Annotated in this window: 19 protein-coding genes; 11 read left to right on the top strand and 8 right to left on the bottom strand. The window is 65.1% G+C overall.

What is annotated here, in order from left to right:
• Positions 1–156: 156 nt before the first annotated feature.
• The 5 genes from J8F10_RS26800 to J8F10_RS26780 all read right to left on the bottom strand — a co-directional run bounded on the left by J8F10_RS26800 (position 157) and on the right by J8F10_RS26780 (position 4,211).
• The gene (locus tag J8F10_RS26800; RefSeq protein WP_210659248.1) at positions 157–678 is read right to left on the bottom strand and encodes a carboxypeptidase-like regulatory domain-containing protein; all 522 of its coding nucleotides are present in this window, start codon (positions 676–678) and stop codon (positions 157–159) included.
• Positions 679–686: 8 nt separating this feature from the next.
• Positions 687–1,106, bottom strand: coding sequence for a hypothetical protein (locus tag J8F10_RS26795; protein WP_315854168.1), 420 nt, complete (start codon positions 1,104–1,106; stop codon positions 687–689).
• Entirely contained in the window at positions 1,096–2,205 is a 1,110-nt protein-coding gene (locus J8F10_RS26790) for a DUF1559 domain-containing protein (protein ID WP_210659246.1), read from the bottom strand. Before J8F10_RS26790 ends, J8F10_RS26795 begins: the two co-directional genes overlap by 11 nt.
• Positions 2,206–2,369: 164 nt before the next feature.
• Positions 2,370–3,530 (bottom strand): prenyltransferase/squalene oxidase repeat-containing protein, encoded by a 1,161-nt coding sequence (locus J8F10_RS26785; RefSeq protein WP_210659244.1) that lies wholly within the window; start codon positions 3,528–3,530, stop codon positions 2,370–2,372.
• Positions 3,531–3,737: 207 nt separating this feature from the next.
• A complete protein-coding gene (locus J8F10_RS26780) occupies positions 3,738–4,211 on the bottom strand; it encodes a hypothetical protein (RefSeq protein ID WP_210659242.1) in 474 nt (157 codons plus the stop codon).
• Positions 4,212–5,300: 1,089 nt separating this feature from the next.
• Here J8F10_RS26780 and J8F10_RS40015 point away from each other — a divergent pair.
• The 4 genes from J8F10_RS40015 (at position 5,301) to J8F10_RS26760 (ending at position 9,265) form a co-directional block, all read left to right on the top strand.
• Positions 5,301–5,429, top strand: coding sequence for a hypothetical protein (locus tag J8F10_RS40015; protein ID WP_261363090.1), 129 nt, complete (start codon positions 5,301–5,303; stop codon positions 5,427–5,429).
• A 198-nt stretch (positions 5,430–5,627) separates the two neighbouring features.
• Entirely contained in the window at positions 5,628–6,563 is a 936-nt protein-coding gene (locus J8F10_RS26770) for an MBL fold metallo-hydrolase (RefSeq protein WP_210659240.1), read from the top strand.
• A 193-nt stretch (positions 6,564–6,756) separates the two neighbouring features.
• Complete coding sequence (locus J8F10_RS26765) at positions 6,757–7,545, top strand: hypothetical protein (RefSeq protein ID WP_210659238.1); 789 nt, start codon at positions 6,757–6,759, stop codon at positions 7,543–7,545.
• A 136-nt stretch (positions 7,546–7,681) separates the two neighbouring features.
• Positions 7,682–9,265, top strand: coding sequence for a spinster family MFS transporter (locus J8F10_RS26760; protein WP_210659236.1), 1,584 nt, complete (start codon positions 7,682–7,684; stop codon positions 9,263–9,265).
• Here the strand turns inward: J8F10_RS26760 and J8F10_RS26755 are convergent.
• The gene (locus tag J8F10_RS26755; RefSeq protein WP_210659234.1) at positions 9,252–10,196 is read right to left on the bottom strand and encodes a sodium:calcium antiporter; all 945 of its coding nucleotides are present in this window, start codon (positions 10,194–10,196) and stop codon (positions 9,252–9,254) included. The two genes, J8F10_RS26760 and J8F10_RS26755, sit on opposite strands and share 14 nt — an antisense overlap.
• A 210-nt stretch (positions 10,197–10,406) precedes the next feature.
• Between J8F10_RS26755 and J8F10_RS26750 the strand changes: the two genes are divergently transcribed.
• On the top strand, positions 10,407–11,864 hold the full coding sequence (locus J8F10_RS26750) for a WD40 repeat domain-containing protein (RefSeq protein ID WP_210659232.1): 1,458 nt from the start codon (positions 10,407–10,409) through the stop codon (positions 11,862–11,864).
• Positions 11,865–11,958: 94 nt separating this feature from the next.
• Here J8F10_RS26750 and infC read toward each other — a convergent pair whose 3' ends face one another.
• Entirely contained in the window at positions 11,959–12,609 is a 651-nt protein-coding gene (gene infC, locus J8F10_RS26745; protein WP_210659231.1) for a translation initiation factor IF-3, read from the bottom strand.
• 350 nt (positions 12,610–12,959) lie between these two features.
• On the opposite strand from infC, the gene J8F10_RS26740 reads away from it, so the two are divergent.
• Positions 12,960–13,520, top strand: a complete 561-nt coding sequence (locus tag J8F10_RS26740) for a peroxiredoxin (protein WP_210659230.1) — start codon at positions 12,960–12,962, stop codon at positions 13,518–13,520.
• Positions 13,521–13,587: 67 nt separating this feature from the next.
• On the opposite strand, the gene J8F10_RS26735 is transcribed toward J8F10_RS26740, so the two are convergent.
• On the bottom strand, positions 13,588–14,559 hold the full coding sequence (locus J8F10_RS26735) for a hypothetical protein (RefSeq protein ID WP_210659229.1): 972 nt from the start codon (positions 14,557–14,559) through the stop codon (positions 13,588–13,590).
• A 164-nt stretch (positions 14,560–14,723) separates the two neighbouring features.
• Between J8F10_RS26735 and J8F10_RS26730 the strand changes: the two genes are divergently transcribed.
• The 5 genes from J8F10_RS26730 to J8F10_RS26710 all read left to right on the top strand — a co-directional run bounded on the left by J8F10_RS26730 (position 14,724) and on the right by J8F10_RS26710 (position 19,214).
• On the top strand, positions 14,724–15,395 hold the full coding sequence (locus tag J8F10_RS26730; RefSeq protein WP_210659228.1) for a tetratricopeptide repeat protein: 672 nt from the start codon (positions 14,724–14,726) through the stop codon (positions 15,393–15,395).
• A 231-nt stretch (positions 15,396–15,626) separates the two neighbouring features.
• The gene (locus tag J8F10_RS26725) at positions 15,627–16,043 is read left to right on the top strand and encodes a helix-turn-helix domain-containing protein (RefSeq protein ID WP_210659227.1); all 417 of its coding nucleotides are present in this window, start codon (positions 15,627–15,629) and stop codon (positions 16,041–16,043) included.
• A 170-nt stretch (positions 16,044–16,213) separates the two neighbouring features.
• A complete protein-coding gene (locus J8F10_RS26720) occupies positions 16,214–16,642 on the top strand; it encodes a hypothetical protein (protein ID WP_210659226.1) in 429 nt (142 codons plus the stop codon).
• 185 nt (positions 16,643–16,827) lie between these two features.
• Positions 16,828–17,070, top strand: coding sequence for a 30S ribosomal protein S18 (gene rpsR, locus J8F10_RS26715; protein WP_210659223.1), 243 nt, complete (start codon positions 16,828–16,830; stop codon positions 17,068–17,070).
• A 110-nt stretch (positions 17,071–17,180) separates the two neighbouring features.
• Positions 17,181–19,214, top strand: coding sequence for an O-linked N-acetylglucosamine transferase, SPINDLY family protein (locus tag J8F10_RS26710; protein ID WP_210659221.1), 2,034 nt, complete (start codon positions 17,181–17,183; stop codon positions 19,212–19,214).
• Positions 19,215–19,235: the final 21 nt, after the last annotated feature.

Here is a 19,235-nt window from a genome sequence, read left to right as displayed (position 1 = left end):
CAGGTGTGAGAAAGCAGGCAGCACGGCTTGTAGCTAACCTAGGATATTAGCTTGTGCGATCGAAGATCGCAATCGGAATGTGCGGAATGTTCCGACCGCGTGCGACTGCGTGAATCTCAATGAAATGATCGAGCGAAAGTGCTCCCGGCGCGCGTGTTACGGCCGTCCGCGATCACGTTCGGTCGGCGCGGGTCGGTCGCTTTTCTTACCGGCGTCCTGCAACCGGGGTAAGTTCCACCCGCGCCCGCCCGCCCCCACCGTCGCCTCGAGCGCGATCTCGTTGTGCTGAGCTCGAATCGTCGCGCGGAGTCGCGACGTTGCGGGATCGGCGTAAGCCCCGCAGAGGCGGTCGTGCTGTGTCGGGTCGGCACCGCACGGGCAGTCGCCGCCGAACAACTCGTGGTTGGTCCAGATGACCGTGACGACGTACTCCCCGGCCGGCGCGCCGTCCCCGGTCGTGCGCGTCGTGAGGCGGAACCGCCCGTCCGCCCCGGTCGTGCCAACCGGGTGATAGCTTGATGTCGGTTCACCGATCGGGTGGAGCGCGACCTGCGCGTTCACCGCCGGAATGCCGCTGACGACCAACTGGCCTTCTACCGGGTACAGGGCGATCGCGGGCGCGGTCGGTTGACCGCACCCGGCGAGAGCTGCGAGGACAAACAACAGGAAGGGGCGCATGGCGGGCGTCAGTCGAGTTTAAAGGTTTCGAGGGCGTTATCGCCCTTCTGGACGGTCACCTTGAAGGTACTCTTCTCCGGGTCGGAATACTTCCCCTTCCACACGTCCACCTCGGTGTCCAACCCGCGCTGGTCCGCGGTCACGCGGGGCAACTCGAACGTCACCGCGTACTCGCCCGGCGGTGCGCCGTCGCCCGGCGCCGCGGTGTTCAGGGTGAACCGGCCGTCCTTGTCGGTCAGCCCGTTCGGTGTGAACTTGACGGACCCCATGTCGAACTTGGGGTGGAACGTCACCTTCACCCCGACGGCCGGCTTGCCCCTAAACTGCACCGTACCGGACACCGGGGCGGTGGTCGGGGCCGACAGCCCCCCGCCGCACCCGGCCACCGCCGCGCAGACCAGGGCGACCAGTGCGCGACTAGTAGTCACCGATCACCTCGCCCCCGTTGCGGCTGCCGAGCGCCATGTAGGTGGTCATGTTGATGGACTGGGTGATGAACTTCACCGATCCATCGCACAACAGGAAGTTGCACCCACCGGTGTGCGTGCTCCGGAACGAGTAAATCGGGCTCTTGAAGAGGATGTCGTGCAGCGCGGCCGGGTCCGTGATGCTCCGGCTGTAGTACGGTCCGGTGAGCGTGTTCATCGGCACCGTGGTGCGCCCCTCGCTGTAGTAGTCGCCGCCGCTGGCTCCCCAGGCGATCGGGCCTCCCGACTCCACCGCCGTGGTGCCGATGGACACACTGTTCACGGTCGTCGTGGTGTAACCCTTGAGGATGTTGTGCATGTCGCCCGCGGCAATCGTGTTGGACAGCCCGTCGGTGATGCTTTGGAGCTTGATCTTGTACGTGTTGGGGGGTTGCCACCAGGTCGGGTCGGCGGTGTGCTTGGCTGCCAGCGCCACGCCGCCGTCGTAACTCAGGCCGGCGTCCATCGCCGAGATGAACACCCCGTCGGAGGGTGTGAACCCGTATGCCTGCCCCGGTTTGAAGATGTCGCCGGACTGGGCGGGGGAGCGGACGTCGCTGTTGCCGCGGTTCCACCCGTAGCTCGCGTAGCCGGCGAATACGGGGTTGACCGGGGCCGGCATGGACGGGCAAAGGAAGACGCTCAAGGGTTGAGAAGACAATTGGAGGTTGGTCTGACCGCCAGCGATCCCGGGGGTCGTGTTGTCGGTCCCGGACTTGTTGAGGTTGAACTGCTTGTAGAGATTGTCCTGCTCGACGTAGGGCAGCAGCTCGAAGGCCACCGGGTAGTGGCGAAAGCGGAAAAAGATGTTCTGCATGCCCGGGTTAGTGTCCTCGCAGCCGCCGCCGCAAAAGCTCATGTTCGGCAGCACCCCCTGGGTCTGGTCGTACATGTGAACGCCGAGGCCGATCTGCTTGAGGTTGTTTTGGCACTTCATGCGCGCGGCGGCTTCGCGCACCTTCTGAACCGCGGGCAACAACAGGCCGATGAGAATAGCGATGATGGCGATAACAACTAGCAATTCGATCAGCGTGAAGCCGATCCTTTTCTTCGTGGGCACGGGGCGTCTCCAAAGGTGATTATCAGCAGCGCATTGCGAGCAGTTTGGCAGATGAACGGTTCGCGCTTTGTGGGGTGTGAGAGATTCTAGGTAATGCGATCGCCACGCCAACCGTCTGTTCCGGATGACAAGACGACCGCATTACAGATTGATAACCGGGGCGATTATTTTTTGGGCTTCGTGTAACTCAGCGCTATCAGCGCGAAGGCCGTATCGAGGTTCGGATCGCCTTCCATCCAGGTGGTGAAGTCGTTGCCCCAACTGCCGTCCTTGCGCTGCCGGAACGTGAGCGCGCGGGTGATCTCGGCGCGCCAGTCGTGCTTCTTCCCGGCCGCGTCCACCACCTCATCGACGCCGAGCGTGTGGAAGCACCGGGCCATCGCGACGAGGTAGTAGTAGTAACCCTGTCCGCCGGCCCCTTCCGCGCGACCCGGGTTGAGGTCCACGGAGTAGTTCTTGGCCACCCACTCCAGCGCCTTCTTGTGGCGTGGGTCGTCCTTGCTCACGCCGCAGATCGCGAGGCTCTTGAGCCCGGCATACGTCATACTGCCGTAGCCCGGGCGCGCGGCGTCCGCGGCGGCGGTCCCGCCGGGTGCGGAGCCGTTGACGTAGATGAAGCTGCCGTCGTTGATCTTCCCGGCCCACGGCAACTTGTTGGCTTCGCTCTCCAGGTTCTGGGACCGGCTCACGAACACGAGCGTCTTCTTGTAGACCTCGTCGTCCTTCGGAACATTGGCCGCGACGAGCGAATCGAGAACGAAGTGCGTGTTCGACATGTCGCCGCGCGTGCCCGGGCCGTACCCGAAGCCGCCGTAGTTCGAGTCATCCTCCTTCTTGCCGTCGGCCGAACCGACCTGGCCCTTCTTGAAGTACGTGACCGCGTCCGCGATCACCTTGTCGTACTTCTTGGAGCCGGACGCCTTGAGCGCCTGGAGGTTCACGCTCGTCGTGTAGAACTTGTGGCGCAGGTTCTCGCCGGCCGCGATGTGGCCCTCTTTCTCGTCCACGAGCGTCTCGACGAACTTCAGCCCCTTCGCCGCGAACGCATCGTCCGCGGTCGCCTTGCCGCTCTTGAACAGGCCCGTCAGCACGACGGCGGTGATGCCCGGGTGACTCGTCTTGCTCCACGTGCCGTCTTCGGCCTGTGTGGTCTTGAGGTACGCGACCCCCGCGTCCGCGACTTCGTCCCAGGTCTTCTGCTTGGCGCCGCCCTTCTGTTTCTCTTTGGGCTGCTCCTTCTTCTCCTGCGCGCCGCCGACCGTAACGGCGGACATGCCGAGAACCATCATCATGGTCGCGAGCGCGACCTGTCGCCCGAACTTCATCGGGGGTCACTCCTGGAGGAACGGATGCACACGTTGGGTAGCGGTGGGCAGCCAGCAAGAGCCGTGCCGGGTTCTTGCTTAGCCTGAATGCGCCGAATGGTGGGCAGGAACTGACCAGGCGAGGGCGCAGCGTGACCGCGCTACGAGAAACGAAACACCCCAACCGGAATCAACCGATTGGGGTGCCGAGTAGAAGCAATGAGCTACTTACTTGGCCGGGAGTTCGCGCAGGGCGGTCTCGCCACCGCAGCACTTGCACGGCCCCGGCTCGGTCGCATCGAGCTGGCACTGTTCGCACCAGTAATCCACGTTGAAGGCCTTCCCGCTCTTGATCGTTTGCACGCGCTCGACGTGCAGAACGCGCGTGCCGGGGAGCACCTTTGCAGTGAGTCGCACGTCACGGTTGTGGAGCTGCGGATCGAGGAAAAGCAGGCGTGTTTTCTCGTCTTTCACGAGTGTGTAAGTGGTGCCATCGGCGGTGACGAGAGCGACCCCGGCGGTGTCCGCATCGGGCTTCACACCGAGCTTCTTCAGCGCGTCCGCGAGCGGAACAATCTTCCCGTCAAACGCCAGAGCCTTGTCAGCGGTGGTGGCGGATTCGGTCGGGTTCGCGACGGGAGGAGCCGCGCTGGTGTGGAGGCACACCAGAAAGGCCGCGACAGCGCCAAACACGCGGAGCATAGCCAATCCTCGATTCTTCGATGGCCACATTGTTACCAGAAAGAATATTGAGAGCAAGCGGTACGCCAAAAGGGACGCTCTTGTTAGTTTTTTAACTTTGTGGGGGCATGTGAGCAAAACGTATCCTGCGGTGGCTATCGAATGGCGCTTGCCTTGAATCACCTGGTCCAACAGTTTGCTTCTTCACGTCGGAACCGCCCTGTCATCCTGACTCGACATGAACGCGGCTTTATTGCGGTTGAAGCGATCGATCCGCGGCGCCATGTAATGAGAATGCGTTGTCGTGGCGCTTGACTATTTCGTCGGAGAGCCGGAGTTCCGCCCGCGAGTCGTTTCGTGTGGCCGCCTTCATCCTCGCGCGACATGAACGCCCGCTGCCAGCCGTTCACAAGTTGGAAACTCTCTCTGGACGATCGAATTCACCGCAGCCGACACCGAGGACTAGCACCGTAGCCGCGGATCGGTCATGCTAAAAGCGATTCCAGGGAGCGACCGATGACCGAGGCGGAATGGCTCAGTTCCACTGTCGCGAAGCCAATGCTGGCAACGGATTGGGTTCGCCGATCGAAACGGAAAACGCTTATATTCCTTTGCGAGTGTCGCCGACGTTACTGGCACTCTTTCTCCGACCATCGCTCGCGTAATCTCGTCAAAGTCGTCGAAGAGTATGCGGATGGACTTGCCGGATGGGATCGGTGTGAGGAGGCCAGAGCGAAAGCGCGAGAGCCCGTCTACGAGGACATGTCGCAACCCGCGGCATTGCGAGACTGGGCTTTTAGTGCGTATCGCCTCCTCTCTTTCTGGGATAACGATTCACCTGATTGGGACAGGGACGGAGTGTGGAGTAATGCCGCGACAGTTGCGGACCAGGCAGCCGCATCAATCGAAAGTGCTGTAGAGAACGAGACTGAAATCAAATGGGCTTGGCGAATCCACTCGCGAAGGCTGGAGGAATACGCCGCACAGTGCGTGTTGCTCCGCGACATCTTCGGGAACCCGTTTCGCCCTGTTACCTTCTCCCCCTCCTGGCGCACCTCCACGGTTCTTACGCTTGCATCGCAGATGTACGAGTCCCGCGACTTCAGCGCGATGTCGATCCTAGCCGACGCGCTCCAGGACGCCGGGTGCGACAGCCCCGACGTGCTCGATCACTGTCGTGGACCGAGGCCACACGTGCGCGGGTGCTGGGTCGTGGATCTGGTGCTGGGGAAGGAGTAGGGCGAGGCACTGGTTCGCCTGAGCCTCTTGGCGAACCGCGCGTGTCAACGAGCGGGTAGCGTTTCCCCGGCCGGAACGACGCCTAAACCTACCGCCCTTTTAATGCGGTTCGCGCGCGGGTAAAACTTACCTTCATATTTACTTCGACTTATGTCCCGCCCGGCGCGGTGGTTGAAGTTACCGGGGGAAGATCATCCGATGACGGCCCGGTTCACAGTTCTGGCGAGCGGCAGCGGCGGGAACGCCAGTTTGCTCGAACTCGACGGGTTCGGCCTGCTCATCGATTGCGGGTTGCACCCGCGGCTCCTCACCGCGCGCCTCCAGTCGATCGGTGCGTCGTGGGAGCGCGTGTCGGCCGTTGTGCTCACGCACACGCACACGGACCACTGGAAGGACGCCGTCCTCGCCGACCTGCGGAGCCGGCGCATTCCGATGTACGGCCACGCCAAGCACTTCGCTCACATGGAGCGGGTCGCGTCGTCGTTCGCCACCTTCAACGCGGCGGGGCTCGCGCGCGAGTACGCCGACGGGCGCCCCATCGAACTCACGAAGAACCTCACCTGTTTGCCGATCCGCGTGTCACACGATTCCGTGCCCACTTACGCCTTCCGCGTGGACGGCCTCGACGAGCACCAGCCCGCGCCCGCGTGGTCGATTGGCTACGCGGCCGACCTCGGCTGTAGCTCGCCGGAGTTGATTTCCGCGTTCGCGGGCGTGGACGTGCTCGCGCTGGAGTACAACCACGACGAACTGATGGAGCGGGCCAGTCCGCGACCCAAGTTCCTCGTTGATCGCGTCCTCGGCGATATGGGGCACCTCTCGAACAAGCAGGCCGCGGAACTGACCGCGACCATCGCGGGGCGGTCGGGGGAGGGGTTCCCCTCACACCTCGTTCAACTACACTTGAGCAAAGATTGTAATAAGCCGGAACTCGCAGCAGTGGCGGGACGCGAAGCCCTCGTTGCGCTGAATCCGACAACGGAAGTCATTACGGCGCGGCAAGATGTGGCGGCGAAGACGATCACCCTCGTGCGGCGCCCCAACTCCGCGAACCGTGCCGCCGCGCGCGTGAACCGCCCCGCACCGAAGCGCCGAACGGTTCAGCCCTCTCTCTTCGACGACTCGGAGTGGTGATACCGGCTAACCGCACGCCTTTCTCCCCTCGCCAGTCACTCGCCTGAAACGGGCCGCTTGGTAATCTGTGCCGGTTGTGCCGATCGTGCGCAAGCTCTTCACCTTCGCTACAACCTCTAACCCTGCACTTTCCGGCCCCGGCGGTCGAAACTTTGAGGTGTTGGATCACCTCAATCCGCACGGAGGCGGAACTATGAAACGATTTTACATCGCGGCTATGGCGGGGGTGTGCTGTGTGGCCCCGGTGGGCGCACAAGACGGCTGGCTCGCACCGACCGCGCCCGTCGTTCCGCCTCCGGTGCTGCACAACGGGAGCTTGGTCGCGCCGGCCGGCGGAGCGTGGGGCGGGAGCGGTTCGCGCATGTTCGCGCGGACCACGTGGTCCCCGGTCCGCAGCCCGGTCGTCGCGGGGTACACGGAAGCGCCCGCCGCTCCCGCACCGGGGTACACGGTGCCGCCGCTCCCGCCGGGCATCGGTGGGGGCTACGGCGCGTGCGGCCCCACGAGCTGCGGGCCGGTCGGGTGCGAGTCGGGCCGGGAGCGGACGTGCTGGGACCGGATGAAGGCGTGGTTGTGCTTCCAGCCCTCGAAGACCGAGCTCCCGAAGATGCGGCCCACCCCGTATGTCACGCCGATTCAGGGCCTGTTCGGTTGCACATCGGCCACGGGCTGTGCGTCCGCGTGCGGGGGCGCCTACGCGGGCGGGTACTCGTCCCCGGGGCAGCCGGGGTACAGCCAACCCGCTCCCCCGATGCAGCCGCAACCGATGCCCCCGGGAATGGGCGCCGGCGCGGTGATGATGCCGGCGCGCGGTACGCAGGGTCCCGCCGTTCAACCGACGTGGCAGGGCCGTGTGGTTTCCACGCCGAGCGAACAACCGGCCCCCGCGGGTTACAAGTACGCTCAACCGGATTACCGGGCCGCCCAGCAGCCCGCGCAGGGGCCGATCGTGAACACCGGCTACCGCTCCGGCCAGAAGTAATTGGCACGGAAAGCGGTTAATCGGCGCGGTGTTCGGCCGCCGCGCCAGCTACTATCTTGAACTCCCCGCGCCTCGAGGCGCGGGGAGTTTGTGTTTTTTTAGCGACCGTTTTCGTTCACACTCGGAGAGCCCACCGATGCACACCGGAACCGCAACCGATTCGGCCGGGCCGAGCAAAGCGATACCGGGTGCCGGGTGGGCGCTGGCGCTGCTCATCGGTATCAACCTGTTCAACTACATCGATCGCCAAATCCTTTCGGCCACGCTGCCCAAGATCAAGCGGGACGCGACCATCTTCCCGTCCGACGCGCAGTGGGTGAACACCAAGCTCGGTGCGCTGACGACCGCGTTCATGGTCGCGTACATGTGCCTGTCCCCGGTGTTCGGGCGGCTCGGCGACAGATTGTCGCGGTGGCTCCTGGTCGGCGTCGCGGTGATCGGTTGGAGCCTCGCGACGGGGGGGACCGGGCTGGCGACGGGCTACCTGATTCTGTTCCTCACGCGCTGTCTGGTCGGGATCGGTGAAGCGGCTTACGGCCCCGTCGCGCCCGCGATGCTCTCCGACATGTACCCGGTGGACCACCGCGGGCGGGTGATGGCGTGGTTCTACGTGGCCATCCCGGTCGGTAGCGCGCTGGGCTTCGTGATCGGTTCGCAGGTGGCGGAAACCTCGCTCGGGTGGCGCGGGGCGTTCTACCTCGCTGTGATTCCCGGGCTCGTATTGGGTGTGCTGTGCTTCTTCATGAAGGAAACTCCGCGGCACAGGGCACAGGAAGAACTCGCTCGCGTTAACGGGAACGCCGGAGCGGGTGTTCACGGCCCGAGTTACTGGGCGGTGTTAAAGGAGCTGAAACTGAACCGCTCCTTCGTGCTGTGCTGCGCGGGAATGACGGCGTCCACGTTCGTGTTGGGCGGCGTGGCGACCGTCATGCAGCTCTACGTGTTCGAGCGCGAGGCCCGGTTCACACTCGACACGAAAGCGATCGATCGGCTCCGAACCGAAGAACGGTTTCGGCGCTCCGACGGCAGCCTGATGGTGCCGGAAGCAGTCACGAACAAGCTCGAAGCGGGGGCCGGCCCGGACGTGCTGACGCTCACCCAAGCCGAAGCCCGATTGAAGGGGACGCCGAGCACACCCGGACTGTTGACCGAAGCGGAAGTCACCAGCTACCAAGCCGATATCCTGGACGCGAGTCCGGCCGAAGGGTATTTGACCAACGGGGCTATTGGCACTTATATCGGCGGCATCGTGGTGATCGGAGGGTTGATCGCGACACTTTTGGGCGGGACTTTTGGCGACTATTTGCGGAAGCGCGGGGTGAAGGGGGCGTACTTCCAGGTCGCCGGGTGGGGGATGGTGATCGCGTTCCCGTTCTTCCTGGGGATGCTGTTCGTCTCGTTCCCGCTGGCGTGGGCGTTCTTGTTCGTGGCCGTGTTCTTCTTGTTCTTCAACACCGGCCCCGCGAACACCATTTTGGCGAACGTCACCCGTTCGGAGATCCGCGCCACCGCGTTCGCGATCAACATCCTGGTGATTCACGCTCTCGGCGACGCGATTTCGCCGCTCATCATCGGCTTCGTGTCCGACCTGTCGAGCCTGCACACGGCGTTCGTCGGCGTGTCGATGCTGATCCCAATCAGTGGCGTGCTGTGGATTTGGGGCGCGAAGTACCTCGACGAAGACACCGCGAAGGCCGAGGCCCAAGTTACTTCTTCGTGACCTGCCACGCGACGAATCCGGCGCACGCGACGAGGAGGATCGCCCCCTCCCCGCGCGACACCCGGAGCCCGTTCGCCAGCGGAGTAACGAGCAGCAGTGTGAAGAGTGCCATAGCGGGCACTTCGTTCAGGATCGCGCCCTCGATCACGAGGAGCGGGCGCACCATCGCAACGGTGCCGACGACCAACAGCAGATTGAACAGGGCCGGACCGACGGCGAGGCCCAGAACAAGGTTCGAGCGCCCGCGTCGCGCGGCACAGACGGCGGCAACCAGGGCCGGCAGCGCCATCACGCCGGCCGAAACCAGTCCGAGTCGGTGCGAATCGAGCGATAATCGGCGCACCGTTTCGTTCGCGTTGGTGGTAACGAGAACGGCGCCACCAATTAACGCGCCCAATCCCGCAAGTACCAGCCCCCCCGCGGTCCACATCGACAGGCGGTTCGGCACCCACGCCGCAAATTCCGCTTTCACTGGCTCAGATTCTTGGCGCGCTTTGTGAATCAGGAGGGCCAGTGCTCCCAGGCCCGCGACCAACAGCACGCCGGCTTCGATGCGTTCGACTTTGTTGTCGCGTGCCAAGAACCAAAACAAGAGTGCCGCCACGATCACGAGTGGGATCGCGGTGGCGAATAGTTTCGCCGTTCCCGTAATCGGGCGCACGAGCACTGCGGCGCCGAGTACGAGCCCGATACTCGCGATGTTGCCGCCGATGACGTTACCCATCGCGAGGCGCGGGAGTTTGTGGAGTACCGCGGCGAGATCGAACGCGAGGCCCGCGACACACGGCCCGAAGCCGACCGCGACCAACCCGACCGCGAACGCGCTGCGCCCGGTGGCCCGGTCGAGGCGGGCCGCGCCGAGCACGAGGGCCGTTGAACCGACCGCGAGTAGCAGCAGCCCGACCGCGAATAGCACCACGAACTCCGACATTCGTCACTCCGGCCGGAATGGAAGCGCCCGACGAGTTTGAAACTATGGGGTGAGAGTCCGCGCGGGGATCTTTCGTTCCACGCGCCTCGCACACGAGGTCCAAAAAGCGCCGTTGACGCGCTGCGCGTACCGAATCAACCGGCGCGGTGGTGTACCCCGCCATCGGTTATCATTGGGCACAATTGAAATTCGGGCGGACGGGGGAGCTCGATGGCGACCTTTGATAAGCGGTTCATCGACCCCGACGAGGGCGCGCTGACCGGCGTGCTCGGCAAGGCGATGAAGGCCGCGAACCGCGAGAACCAGACCCTGACCAACCTGATGGCGCGCGACGCGGCGTTCTGGGGGCGCTTCGCACACGACGTGCTCCGCAGCGGACCCGAGGGTCGGCGCCGGTCGTGTCGCGGGGGGCGCGCGGTGCCGGAGGTGATCGCGGCGTGGTGGACCGACCCGGCCGGGCGCAAGCACGTCCGCATTATTGGCCGCACGCGGCACCGGTTCGCGCGCCTGCGCCGCGAAGTCGAACTGCGCGCGCTCCCCCCGTGGTGGCACGTCTACCCGGAAGCGGTGCTGGGCGTGCGCGAGCAGGACACGGAGCGGTACATCGCCGTGTGCCGGTGCGGGGCGCTCGGCACGCCGGAATCGCTCGGCTGGATGGGCGACACCTGTGGGCCGTGCTTCGACCGGCGCGCGGAAGGCGGCGCGCCGGCCGGCGGGTTCGGGCAGTTCGGCGAGTGGTCCCCGCACCTGTCGCGGTTCGGGTTCAGCCCGGACGGGCGCCAGCTCATCGGCCAGCACCTGTCCGGTGCGTTCCGCACCGTGGACCGCGCGGACGGTACATCCGTGGTCGGGAAACGGAAGCTCGGCAACCTGGTCATCGGAATGGCGACAACGAAAACCGGTGCGGTCGTTGCTCTCCACGACGGCACCGTGTACCGGTGGCAGTCCGGTACACGCGACCTCGAACTCGTGCTCCACAGTAGGCGAATTTGGGGCCGCGGAGCGCTCGCGCCCAACGGGTCGCGGCTCACGCTGCTCTCGTACCAGCAGGCGTTCACCGCGGACCTCACCGCCGCCCAGCCGCAGTACATGCGGCGCACGGCGTTCGAGGGGTTCGCAGCGCTCCGGTACTCTCCGGACGGCTCCCGGCTGTTGGGGACGACGTACAGCGGCGAATTGAAAACGCTCAACGTGGATCGCGGAACCTCGGACGCCGTGCGCCGCGATGCGTTCGACGGACTGCCGGGCGGGTTCGCTGCGCCCACGGAGTTCGCCCTGGCGCCCGACGGCTCGGGCGCCCTGGTTCGGCGCCAATCGTTCTACCCGTCCCGCGTACTGGTCCGACACGTTCCGCTGGAGGGGGGGCCGACGGTCGATCTGAAAATCCCGGACTGGCACCAGCCGACGAATTTAGCGTACAGCCCGGACGGAAGTTACGCGATCACGGCCGAGGCCGAGAGCGGGTGGATCGGGTTCTGGGACGTGTCGAACGGAAAATCGCTGGGGTTCGTGCGGGCGGTGCTGGAAGATTTGTCGTGGCGCGGGGGGCAGGTCGAGTTTTCGCCCGGCGGCGAAGCGCTGGCGGTGGCGTACAACACCGGCCACTCGGAACACGGGACGACGATCGCAGTGTGGCCGTGGCCGGAGACGCTGCGGGCCGCAGGGTAGAAGGGGCTTCTTCGGTAATACAGTTCCGGGGGCCGGGACCGCCCGGAACGACAATCGGCGGGGCGACAGGGCGATGAGGTGCGGGCCGCCGAGCTCATGCTTTCGGCGGCGGGGCCGGCGGCTTCGCGGGTGCGGCTCCGGCAGGCGGCGCGCTCGGTGCGGTCGCGGCGGGCGCCGGGGGCGGTGCGGCCCCGGGGGTGACCGGCGGCTTGGGTTTCGGTTTGGGTTTGGCCGCGCTCTGGTTCCCGCCCTTTTCCGGCCCGCTGCTCTTGGGGGCCAGGAGCGCGACCATGCGCTTGCCTTCCATCTTCGCCGGCATTTCGAGCTTGCAGTCGTTGACCAGGGCTTCGAGCACCTGGTTCATCACCCGCTGGCCCTCTTCGATGTGCTGCATCTCGCGCCCGCGGAACAGCACGTTCACCTGCACCTTGTCGTTGTGCTCGAGGAACTGGCGCGCTTGGTTGATCTTTGTTTGAATGTCGTGGTCGCCGGTTTTCGGGCGAACGCGAATCTCTTTGAGCTTTTGCTGGTGCGTCTTCTGGTGGCTCTTCTTGGACTGGGCGTACTTGAACTTGCCGAAGTCCATGATCTTGCACACCGGCGGCCGCTCCTTGTCGGCCACTTCGACGAGGTCCATGCCGGCTTCGCGGGCCATCTCGAGGGCCTGCGCGGTGGGGACGATACCGTGGGCCTCGCCCTCGGCACCGATGAGACGAATGGGGGTAATGCGGATCTGTTCGTTCATGCGCGGGCCGGCCGGGCCGCGGGGGGCATTACTACGATCGAATGGTGGGATTGCCGTAACTCCTGTAACCAGTAACGGGGTTCCGCGAGGGCCGCACCAGCGGCCCGTTCCGCACAACCCTTAACACATAACTCTTAACCCGTGGTCTTAACGTCGTCAACGGGGTTTCTGATTTCGCGATACTCTTTAGTAATAGAGCCGCCCCGGGCGGGTAAGGGTTCGGGCCAATTACCCGGCGCCGGGCCGAAACGCCGGACCGCCCCTTGCCGGGCGCCCGGCGGGTGTCGAGAATGGCGCGGTCCCGCCGAACGCCCGTCCCGTTTCCGCCCCGTCCGAACTCTGGAGGCACCATGTTGCGTTTCGCTGCCAAGACCGTCGCCGCGGCGATCGTCTGTGTAATGGCTGGACCCGCTATGAGCGCTGACGACACCACGCTGAAGGTGAAGGTCGGGGACAAGTTCCCCGACGTGCCGCTGGCCGCGGCGCAGATCGACAAGGTCAAGAAGGACGCGAAGACCGTCTCCATCGCGGACCTGAAGGGCAAAACGGTCGTCGTGTTCTTCTACCCGAAGGCCCTGACCCCCGGGTGTACGGTCGAGTCGTGCGGGTTCCGCGATCTGGTGAAGGAGAACAAGCTCCCGGAGAACGTGGTGCTCCTCGGCGTGAGCGGCGACACCGTCGCGAAGCAGCAGGAGTTCATCGACAAGGAGAAACTGCCGATGCCGCTGCTCGCCGACACCGACCTGAAGCTCATCAAGGAGCTCGGGATTCTCGGTAAGGCCGGCGGAACGACCCCGAAGCGGATCACGTTCGTGGTCGATAAGGACGGGAAGATCGCCAAGATTTACGAGAAGGTGGCCCCGAAGGACCACCCGCAGGAAGTGCTGGAGTTCGTGAAATCGCTGAAATAAGCGTGACGCGAGCGGAATCGCGCGCCGGCGGCCGGGGGAACCTCGGCCGCCGTTGTTTCTACACTGGTTACCGGGGCGAGCGCACGAATGCGGGATCTGAGACCGTGACGCGCCCGGGCACGTCGAGGTTGATTTTTATCATCTCGATTTCGTCTGCGATCTTCTGGCGCAGGCGCTCCGTGACCCGAATCGACTGCTGAATGCGCCCCAATTCAATTCGATATTCATTAGACTTACTGACTTGAGCTTTGTTGGCATCCACTCGTGCCTGTGCCACGTGTTCCCGCGCGCGCACGCTCTTGGCTTCGGGGGAATCGACGGCTTTGGGGTCGGCCTCGAGAACGGCCCTCTGGTCCTGGAGAGTTTGTAAATCGCGCATCGCGGCGCGCAGGTCGTCCTTGATGAACGAATCCACGATGGCCAAAGTAGTCCCGTCCCTCGAACCGAGCGTCGTTGCGATTGTATCGATGCGTTTGTGGTGCTGATCCACCTCGGTGCGGTACCCCCGGTTCACGTCTTCCAGTTTTTTGAGCCGCTCGCGTCGGTACCTGTTGTCGCGCGCCTCCACCTCCATCAGGTAGGCTTTTGTGAGCGCGTTGAGGACCGCCACAAGTTCGTCCGCGGCCTCACCGTCGAGTTCCACGCGCATGTACTCCGAAGACGGGTCGAACGACACGCGGAGGGCGTCTTCGAGCCAAGCAACTGGGTCCGATTCGTTGCTCACAACAGAGAGCTGCGCGATGTCTTTGCTCTTCAGGGCGCTATTCAGGGTCAGGCGCCGGCGGACGGCTATGGCTTGCGCTTGGCGATAGGACTCGAACTCCAACGGGTCGGTCACGGCCTGTCCCGGAAACAACACGGGCGGGGTCCGGTTAATGTGGAACACGACGGTGGCGCCGGGGCCTTCGGACTCGGATTTCGGGGCGCGAGTGAGTGCGAACAGGGCCACGGCCCACCCGCTCAGTACCAGAACCAAGGCAATGATGAGGCGCGTGCGCCTCTTGCGCGGGGGCGCGGGCGAAGGGGGTTCGGGCGTCATGAGCGGGGCGTTTCTTTGAGTTTAAGAGGGATCGTTCGCCTTACCAGTTAACCCCGGCGCTGTTCGCGCGTCAATCGCCCGCTCACAATTCGCGGCGCGGGCTGGTGTGACACCCGCCCCGCGCACTAAAGTGGCGTAGGGTCCGTGTGTGAGAGGGCTGCGCCGTGTCCGTTCCGCTGTTGGTGGAGCTGTTCGACCGATTGCCGGAGTTCCGCCTGGGAGATGATGAGGATTTGTGGACGGCCGGCGCCCAGGGCGCGCTGCGCGCGTTCCGCGACGCCGCCCGCGCGCACTACACCGAGGGCACGCTCCAGCGCATTCTGGCCACCGGTGCCGTGACCGCGCGCCGGGCCGCCGCGCGTGCGATCGGGCTGACCGGCACGGCCGAGTCGGTCCCGGCGACCGCGGTCGCCCTGCGGGACGAGGACCCGCTCGTGCGCCACTTCGCCACCGATTCGCTTTGGGAACTCTGGTTCCGCGCGGGCACCGAGGAACAAACCCAGCGCCTCCAAGAGGCCACCCGGGAGCCCGACGCGGCGAAGGCCCGTGCGGAACTGGAGAGCCTCCTGCGCGAGGCGCCGGGGTTCGCCGAGGTCCACAACCAGCGCGCGATCTGGTTCTTCAAGCGCGGCGAGTTCGCCCGCGCCGCCGAGGACTGTGAGACCGTTCTGCGGCTGAACCCGCACCACTTCGGCGCCGCCGCCGGGATGGGACAGTGCTTTTTAAAGCTGAACCGCCCGCGCGCCGCCCTTCGCGCCTTCCGGCAAGCGCTCGAGATCAACCCCAACCTCGACCTGCACGAAACCGTCCGCGCGCTCGAAGCGCTCGGGGAGTGAGAACACACCGGGCTTCCGCCCGGTGCTATAAACGCCGGCCGCTCCGCGGCGGAAAGGCAATGAAGGCCCTGGTCTTCGCCCCGGAGGGGCCGGCGTTCGTAGCACCGGGTGGAAGCCCGGTGCTACATTTGCGCGCGTCAAATTTTTCTCAGGTGGCACTTGAGTGCCACCTGACTCATTGCTATCATTTCTGTGCCTACACACTTCCCACACAATTCTCAGAGGGGCTTTATGGGGTTGTCGAAGAACATCGCGTACCGGTTGCAGACGTTGCGAGCGGCAGCGGGTTTATCACAACAAGAAGTCGCGGACCGGGCCGATTTGAGTCTCTCTCTCGTGACGAAGATGGAGCAGGGGCGGAAGGCGGACCCGCGGGCGAGTACGATTTTGGCCCTGTCGGGTGCGCTGGGCGTGCGCCCCGGTCAACTCATTGAAGACCTGACCGAGCCGCCGGAAGGCACGTTCCCGCCCAAGAAAGGGAAGAAGGGGAAAAAGAAAAAGAAGCTCCTCGCGTCCCTCGTTGGTGCGGGGGTAGGGGCCAGTGTGCCGCACGATTCCGACGGTGGAGAGGCACACGCGCCCGAAACGGATAGCGCCGGACCCGGGGACGCTGCCAAGCCGGTGGGGAAGAAGAAAAAGAAGAAGTAAAGATGATCCGCGGTGGGTGCGGGTTCGGTGAAATCCGTGATTGCGGGTCGAACGCGGGCGGCTAGAATTCGGGCACTCGCCCGCGCCAAGATCGCGCGCGGCTCAACGAATACCCGATACGCGGGCCGTGCCCGCCCCGAACCCCGTCCGGCCGACGCAGGAGACCCACCATGTCACCCGACGACACCAAGAAGCGGATCGTCAACGAGATCAAGGCCCGCGCCTACGACGACAAGTACATCGACCGGAACGAGGAGCGGGAGATCGTCCGCATCGCCATCGAGCTCGGCGTCACCGTCGAGAGCGCGCTGGCCGCGCTGGGGCAGGTGTGCGACGAGTTCAGCTACGTTCTGGAGTCGCGCATCCTCAAGCAGATCGAGGACCAGCTCGCGACCGCCGCGGCCAACGACGGGAAGATCGACCAACAGGAATTCGACCTCATCTTCGGCAACGTCAAGCGCGCGGCCCAGGGCAAGAAGACCGACCGCGAACTGAAGAAAATGGTAGTGCAGGTCATGGAGTCCACGGGCAACAACAAGGTGCGCACCGGCTGGTTCAGCGACTGGTACTCGTCCCTGAAAAAAGACCTGGGCGTGTAGTTGCTCCACCCGCTCGTTGCCACGCGCGGTTCACCGGGACCATTGGCGAACCGCGCGTGGCAACGAGCGGGTGGTACCTCAATGCCACAGACTCCGTTGACACTTGTGGCCCCGCCACCTACCCTAACTCTTTCCGAAAATACCGGAATTGTCGGTGCAGTTTCACACGGGTCAGGTGGAGTGACATGAATCGGAAGAAGCTGGGTAGGTCGCGCAAGGGGCGGTGCCGGTTCTGCACTAAAGACGGGTGCCCGCGCCCCGCGTTCGTCGATTACAAGGACGTGAGCAACCTCAAGAAGATGTTGACCAGCCAGGGCAAACTGTCCAGCCGGAAACGAACCGGGCTGTGCGCCACGTTCCAGCGCGAGGTCGGCACCGCGGTGAAGCGGGCGCGGTTCATGGGCCTGCTGCCCTACGTCGGGGAATAGTTGGCAATACGGACGAAAAAGGGTAATAAGGAAAAAGCGAGAAGTGGAGCGACCCTTCGCACCCGTTTGCATTCCTCGCTTCGCCCTTTCCCCAGCTCCCGGAGGGAGCCGTGGCCACCCCGGACGAATTGTTCCAGCGCGCCGTCGCCGCACACCAGAGCGGTGCCCTTGACGAAGCCGAGCAGGGGTACCGACAGCTCCTCGAAGCGATCCCGGGGCACCCCGCGTGCCTGACCAACCTCGGCTCGATTCTCGCCCACCGCGGCGAGACCGACGAGGCCGAGCGCTTCTACCTCGAATCGATCGCGTCCGACCCCAATCAGCTCAACACGCTCTTCAACCTCGGGAACCTGTACCGCCGCACGGGGCGCTCCGCGCGGGCGGTGCCGCTGTACGAAGACGCCCTGCGATTATCGCCCAACGCCCCCCTGGTGCTCGTGAACCTGGGGCTCGCGGTGAGCGACGGCGGCGACTGGCCGCGCGCGGTGGAGTGCTTCGCGCGCGCGGTCACCGTGACCCCCGACGTGGCCGACGGGCTGAACCTGCTCGGCGACGCGCTCGCCCGGTGCGGGCGCCGCGACGAGGCCATCGCCGCGTTCCGCGAGGTGGTTTCGCGGTTCTCGGATTCGCCGCGGGGCTACTGCAACTTGGGGCTCCACCTCGCCGCGGCCGGTCAAACAGACGAGGCGATTGAAACACTGGAACGCGCGGTTGCGCTCCGCACGGACTACCCCGAAGCGCACAACGCCCTGGGCGTGGCCTACGAAGCCGCCGGCCGCACGGACGACGCGCAGGTCGCGTACCGGATGGCGGTTCACCTCCGGCCCGACTTCGTTGATGCGTGGGCGAACCTGGGCACGAGCCTCGGCGACCAGGGCCGCACCACGGAAGCGGTCGAGGCGCTGCGCCGGGCGCTCGAGTTAGCTCCGAACCCGATCGCACAAAGCTCGCTCCTCAGTAACCTGCTGTTCTCCTCGACGCTCACACCGGAACAGTTGCGCGACGAGCACGTGACCTGGGCCACCGCGTTCGCGGACCCACTGGCTCCCGCGGAGCGCCCGCGCAAGCGCGACCCGAACGCTCCCGGGCGGGTCCGCGTGGGGTACGTGTTCGGCGAGTTCCGGTCGCGAGCGGCGTTCGCGTTTCTGGAAACGCTGCTCACGCACCACGATCGCAAACAGTTCCACATTACCGCGTACCCGAACTCGGGTCGGCAGGGCGAGGACTACGACCGCCTGCGCCGGCTCGCGGATTCGTGGAAGCCGATCGCCGGCCTCCCGGACGACCGCGCCGCGAACCTCATCCGCTCGGATGAAATCGACATCCTTGTGGATCTGAACGGGCACGCGCCGGGGAACCGGCTGCTCGTGTTCGCGCGCGGCCCCGCGCCGACCCAAATCGGCCTCTTCAGCTACCCCGCGACGACCGGGATGCGGGCGCTGGATTTTCGCGTCACAGACGGGCAGATCGACCCGCCGGGTGCGGAATCGCTGTACACCGAGAAGCTCCTGCGCCTGCCCGACCTCAGTTGGCTGTACGTCCCGCCGGAAAACGCCCCGGCACCGAACCCACTGCCCGCGAGCCGGCGCGCGTTCACGTTCGGGTGCCTGAACCACCCCGGCAAACTGTCCGATGCGTGCGTGGGTGCGTGGGCCGAGATCCTGAAGGCCGTGCCGAAGTCGCGGTTGGTGCTACTCGCGGGGCAGTCGGTGAGTTCGTCGGAAGAGATCGCGGCGCGCTTCACACAACGCGGGATCGTCTCCGATCGGCTGGAACTCGTGTACCGGCTCTCGGGCAGCGACTATTTCGAGGCGTACCAGCCGCTCGACGTGACGCTCGACCCGTTCCCGTATGGCGGTGCAGTGACGACGTGTGATTCGCTGTGGATGGGCGTCCCGGTACTGACGGTAGCGGGCCACGACGCGCGCGGGCGCCAGGGCATGAGTCTGCTGAACGCACTGGGGTTGCCCGAATTTATCGCCGACACCCCCGAACAACTCGTGACGCTGGCCGCAACATGGGCCGACCAGCGCGACGCACTCGCCGACCTGCGTTCCAGCCTCCGCGACATGGTGGCACACTCGCCGCTCACGGACGCCGCGACTTACGTGAAGCACCTCGAAGCCGCGTATCGGAGCGCGTAGAGCCGCAATTGAGGAACGCGG

This window comes from Gemmata palustris, from assembly GCF_017939745.1.
GTDB lineage: Bacteria > Planctomycetota > Planctomycetia > Gemmatales > Gemmataceae > Gemmata > Gemmata palustris.
Note: the sequence above shows the minus strand (reverse complement) of the source record. Positions and strands in the feature narration are given on the sequence as shown.